This window comes from Arthrobacter sp. Y3221157 (assembly GCF_059089865.1).
In genome coordinates, this window is the sequence record NZ_JBNHFD010000155.1 from 1 (window position 1) to 3,966 (window position 3,966).

Genomic DNA, 3,966 nt, shown 5'->3' on the forward strand with positions numbered 1-3,966 from the left:
CCGACTCGCCGCTGCGCCGGGCACCGCACACGGCAGCCGCCGTCGTGTCCTCGGACTGGGACCGCGCCTACCCGCGGGAACAGGCCGCCTTCCCCGTGGCCTCGCTCCGGCAGGACAAGTACTTCCCGCCCGTGGGCCGGATCGACGGCGCCGCCGGCGACCGCAACCTCATCTGCTCCTGCCCTCCCCTCGAAGACTTCGAAAACTAAGGACATGCCCATGACTGAGAACTACACAGCTCTCTACGAGCAACACAAGAAGGCCGGCGCCTCCTTCACGGACTTCGGCGGCTGGCAGATGCCCCTCAAATACAACTCCGAACTGGCCGAACACCACGCCGTCCGCAACGCAGCCGGCCTGTTCGATCTCTCCCACATGGGCGAAGTCTGGGTCACCGGCCCCGAGGCGGCAGCCTTCCTGGACTATGCCCTTGCCGGAAAGCTGTCCGCGGTGGCCGTGGGCAAGGCCAAGTACTCGCTGATCTGTGACGCCGACGGCGGCATCATCGACGACATCATCACCTACCGCCGTGCCGAGGACCGGTACTTGGTGGTCCCCAACGCCGGCAACGCCAAGGCGGTTGTGGCTGCGCTGCTTGAGCGCGCCGCCGGTTTCGACGTGAAGGTTGAGGATGCTTCCGCGGAGACTTCCTTGATCGCCGTGCAGGGCCCGGCAGCCCAGGCCATCCTGCTGAAGCTCGTCCCGGCTGACCAGCAGGCCCTGGTCCGTGAGCTGAAGTACTACGCCGCGGTGGAGGCCGGCCTCGCGGTCAACGGCTCTGTCCAGGAGCTGCTGATTGCCCGCACGGGCTACACCGGCGAGGACGGCTTCGAAATCTACATTCCCAATGTGGACGCACCCGCGCTCTGGGAGGCACTGCTGGCTGCCGGCGAAGAGCACGGGCTGGTCCCCGCCGGCCTTGCCGCACGGGATTCGCTGCGCCTCGAGGCCGGGATGCCCCTCTACGGCAACGAACTCTCGCGCCACGTCAACGCCTATGCGGCGGGACTCGGTCCGGTAGTTTCCCTGGCCAAGGAAAGCGACTTCGTGGGCAAGGAGGCGCTGGCAGCGATCAAGGCCGCCGGCGTCGGCTCCACCATGGGCCAAAAGCTCGTGGGCCTCAGGGGCACCGGACGGCGTGCGGCCCGCGCGCACTACCCGGTCCTCCAGGACGGCACCCTGGTGGGCGAGGTGACCTCCGGCCAGCCCAGCCCCACCCTCGGCTACCCGGTGGCCATGGCCTACGTCGCCGTCGAATACGCCGCCCCCGGCACCGTCCTGGACATCGACCTCCGCGGCAGGCCCGAACGCTTCGAAGTGGTCGAACTCCCCTTCTACAAACGCCAAAAGTAAACCACCAAGACTTAGCAAGCAAAGGAAAAACACATGAGCAAAGTCGTTGCTGAACTGAAGTACTCCGCCGAGCACGAGTGGGTTGCCGCGGATGGGTCGGGTCCGGTGGGAATCGGCATTTCGGCCGTCGCCGCCGACGCCCTGGGCGACATCGTCTACGTGGACCTGCCAGAGGTCGGTTCCACCGTGACCGCCGGCGAAACCTGCGGCGAGGTGGAATCCACCAAGTCCGTGTCCGACCTCTACGCCCCGGTGACCGGCGAGGTCGTCGAAATCAACGACGGCGTGGTTGCCGACCCCGCCCTGATCAACACCGATCCCTACGGCGCCGGCTGGCTGTTCAAGGTGGCCGTGACCGAGGAAGGCCCGCTCCTGTCCGCCGAGGAATACGCCGCAGCGAACGGCGGCGAACTGTGAGCGCCGCAGCGGGGACAGCGGTGTTCCAGCAGGTGGAGTCGCCGAGCCTGAACGCGGACCTGTCCGCCCTGGACCCGGAGATCGCGGCAAAGATCGACGACGAACTGGGCCGCCAGCGCCACGGCCTGGAGATGATCGCCTCGGAGAACCACACCGCCGTGGCAGTCATGCAGGCGCAGGGCTCCGTGTTGACCAACAAGTACGCCGAAGGCTACCCCGGGAAACGCTACTACGGTGGCTGCGAGCACGTGGACGTCATCGAACAGCTCGCCATCGACCGGATCAAGGCCCTTTTCGGCGCGGAATTCGCCAACGTGCAGCCCCACTCCGGTGCACAGGCGAACGCCTCGGTCATGCACGCGCTGATCAAGCCCGGCGACACCATCATGGGCCTGAACCTCGCCCACGGCGGGCACCTGACCCACGGCATGAAGATCAACTTCTCCGGCAAGCTCTACAAGGTGGTGCCCTACGGTGTCCGCGAGGACACCCACACAGTGGACATGGCCGAAGTGGAGCGCCTGGCCCAGGAGCACAAGCCGGCGCTGATCGTGGCCGGCTGGTCCGCCTACGCCCGGCAGCTGGACTTCGCGGAGTTCCGCCGGATCGCCGACTCGGTAGGTGCCTACCTCATGGTGGACATGGCCCACTTCGCCGGGCTGGTCGCCGCGGGGCTGCACCCCTCCCCCGTGCCGCACGCCCACGTGGTCACGTCCACCACGCACAAGACCCTCGCCGGTCCGCGCGGCGGCATCATCCTCACCAACGACGCTGACATCGCCAAGAAAATCAACTCCGCTGTGTTCCCGGGCCAGCAAGGCGGCCCCCTGGAGCACGTGATCGCCGGGAAGGCCGTGGCGTTCAAGATCGCCGCGTCCCCCGAGTTCAAGGAACGCCAGGAACGCGTCCTGGCCGGCGCCCGGATCCTCGCCGAACGCCTGGTCCAGCCCGACGTTGCCGCCAAGGGCATCACCGTGGTGTCCGGCGGCACCGACGTGCACCTGGTCCTGGTGGACCTGCGGAACTGCGAACTCGACGGCCAGCAGGCCGAAGACCGGCTCGCCGCGATCGACATCACCGTCAACCGCAACGCCGTCCCGTTCGACCCCCGCCCGCCCATGGTCACCTCCGGCCTGCGCATCGGCACCCCCGCCCTTGCGACCCGTGGCTTCGGCGAGGACGCCTTCCGCGAGGTTTCGGACATCATCGCCGAGGCTTTGACGGCCGACGCCGGCGCCGACCTTTCCGGGCTGCGTCACCGCGTCGACGCACTCGCAAAGGCCCACCCCCTCTACCCCGGTATTGCACCTCTGTCCTGACTCGTGGCTGGGTCCGGGTCCGCCGGCACCTCGTGCCCATGTCGCCTTAGTGACGCTCTACCGCCCGATACACATCTAGTAAGGATTCCCACCATGGCTGTTGGCGTATTCGACCTTTTCTCTATTGGCATTGGCCCTTCGAGCTCGCATACTGTGGGGCCGATGCGGGCTGCTGCTGTGTTCGCTGAGGAGCTGAAGGCTTCCGGCAGGCTGACGGATGTGGCTTCGTTGCGGGTGGATCTGTACGGGTCGTTGGCGGCGACCGGGCACGGGCACGGGACGATGACCGCGGTGCTGTTGGGGTTGGAGGGGTTCCATCCGGAACTGATCCTGCCCGGGGAGGTGGAGGAACGGCTTGCCTCGATCGCGGAGACCGGGATCCTGAACCTTGCCGGTGCCGGTGGGGAGGGGTTGCCGTTGCCGTACGGGGTGGGGGATATGGTGCTGCGGCCGTTGACGGTGCTGCCCCGGCACACGAACGGGATGACGTTCACGGTCACGGACGCGGCCGGGGAGGTGCTGCATGCGGCGACGTTCTTCTCGGTCGGTGGCGGGTTCATCGTCCGGGAGGGCGAAGAGGACGCGGCGCAGCAGGAACTGGAGGCCTCCAAGCAGGAGCTGCCGTTGCCGTTCCGGACCGCGGCGGAACTTTTGGCGCATTGCCGGGACACCGGGCTGGGCATCGCCGATGTGATGCTGCTCAATGAGAAAGCTTCCCGGGACGAGGAGGAGATCCGGGCCGGGCTGCTGCAGATCTGGTCCGTGATGGAGAACTGCGTTGCGACGAGTTTGAAGCGGGCCGGGGTGCTGCCGGGCGGGTTGAACGTGCGCCGCCGCGCCCCGGACTGGTACGAACGGCTGCAGAAGGAAACCGCAC

Annotated in this window: 5 protein-coding genes; all 5 read left to right on the plus strand. The window is 67.3% G+C overall.

The window, feature by feature from the left end:
* Positions 1 to 209, plus strand: a 209-nt coding sequence (locus tag AC5RTT_RS19980) for a hypothetical protein (RefSeq protein ID WP_494146623.1), incomplete at its 5' end; no start/stop codon positions are given.
* Between the two features lie 10 nt (positions 210 to 219).
* The gene (gene gcvT, locus AC5RTT_RS19985) at positions 220 to 1,353 is read left to right on the plus strand and encodes a glycine cleavage system aminomethyltransferase GcvT (RefSeq protein WP_494146624.1); all 1,134 of its coding nucleotides are present in this window, start codon (positions 220 to 222) and stop codon (positions 1,351 to 1,353) included.
* Positions 1,354 to 1,386: 33 nt separating this feature from the next.
* The gene (gene gcvH / locus AC5RTT_RS19990) at positions 1,387 to 1,770 is read left to right on the plus strand and encodes a glycine cleavage system protein GcvH (RefSeq protein WP_494012240.1); all 384 of its coding nucleotides are present in this window, start codon (positions 1,387 to 1,389) and stop codon (positions 1,768 to 1,770) included.
* Complete coding sequence (gene glyA, locus AC5RTT_RS19995; protein ID WP_494146625.1) at positions 1,767 to 3,089, plus strand: serine hydroxymethyltransferase; 1,323 nt, start codon at positions 1,767 to 1,769, stop codon at positions 3,087 to 3,089. Before gcvH ends, glyA begins: the two co-directional genes overlap by 4 nt.
* A gap of 93 nt (positions 3,090 to 3,182) precedes the next feature.
* On the plus strand, positions 3,183 to 3,966 hold a 784-nt coding region (locus AC5RTT_RS20000; protein WP_494146626.1), incomplete at its 3' end, for a serine dehydratase beta chain.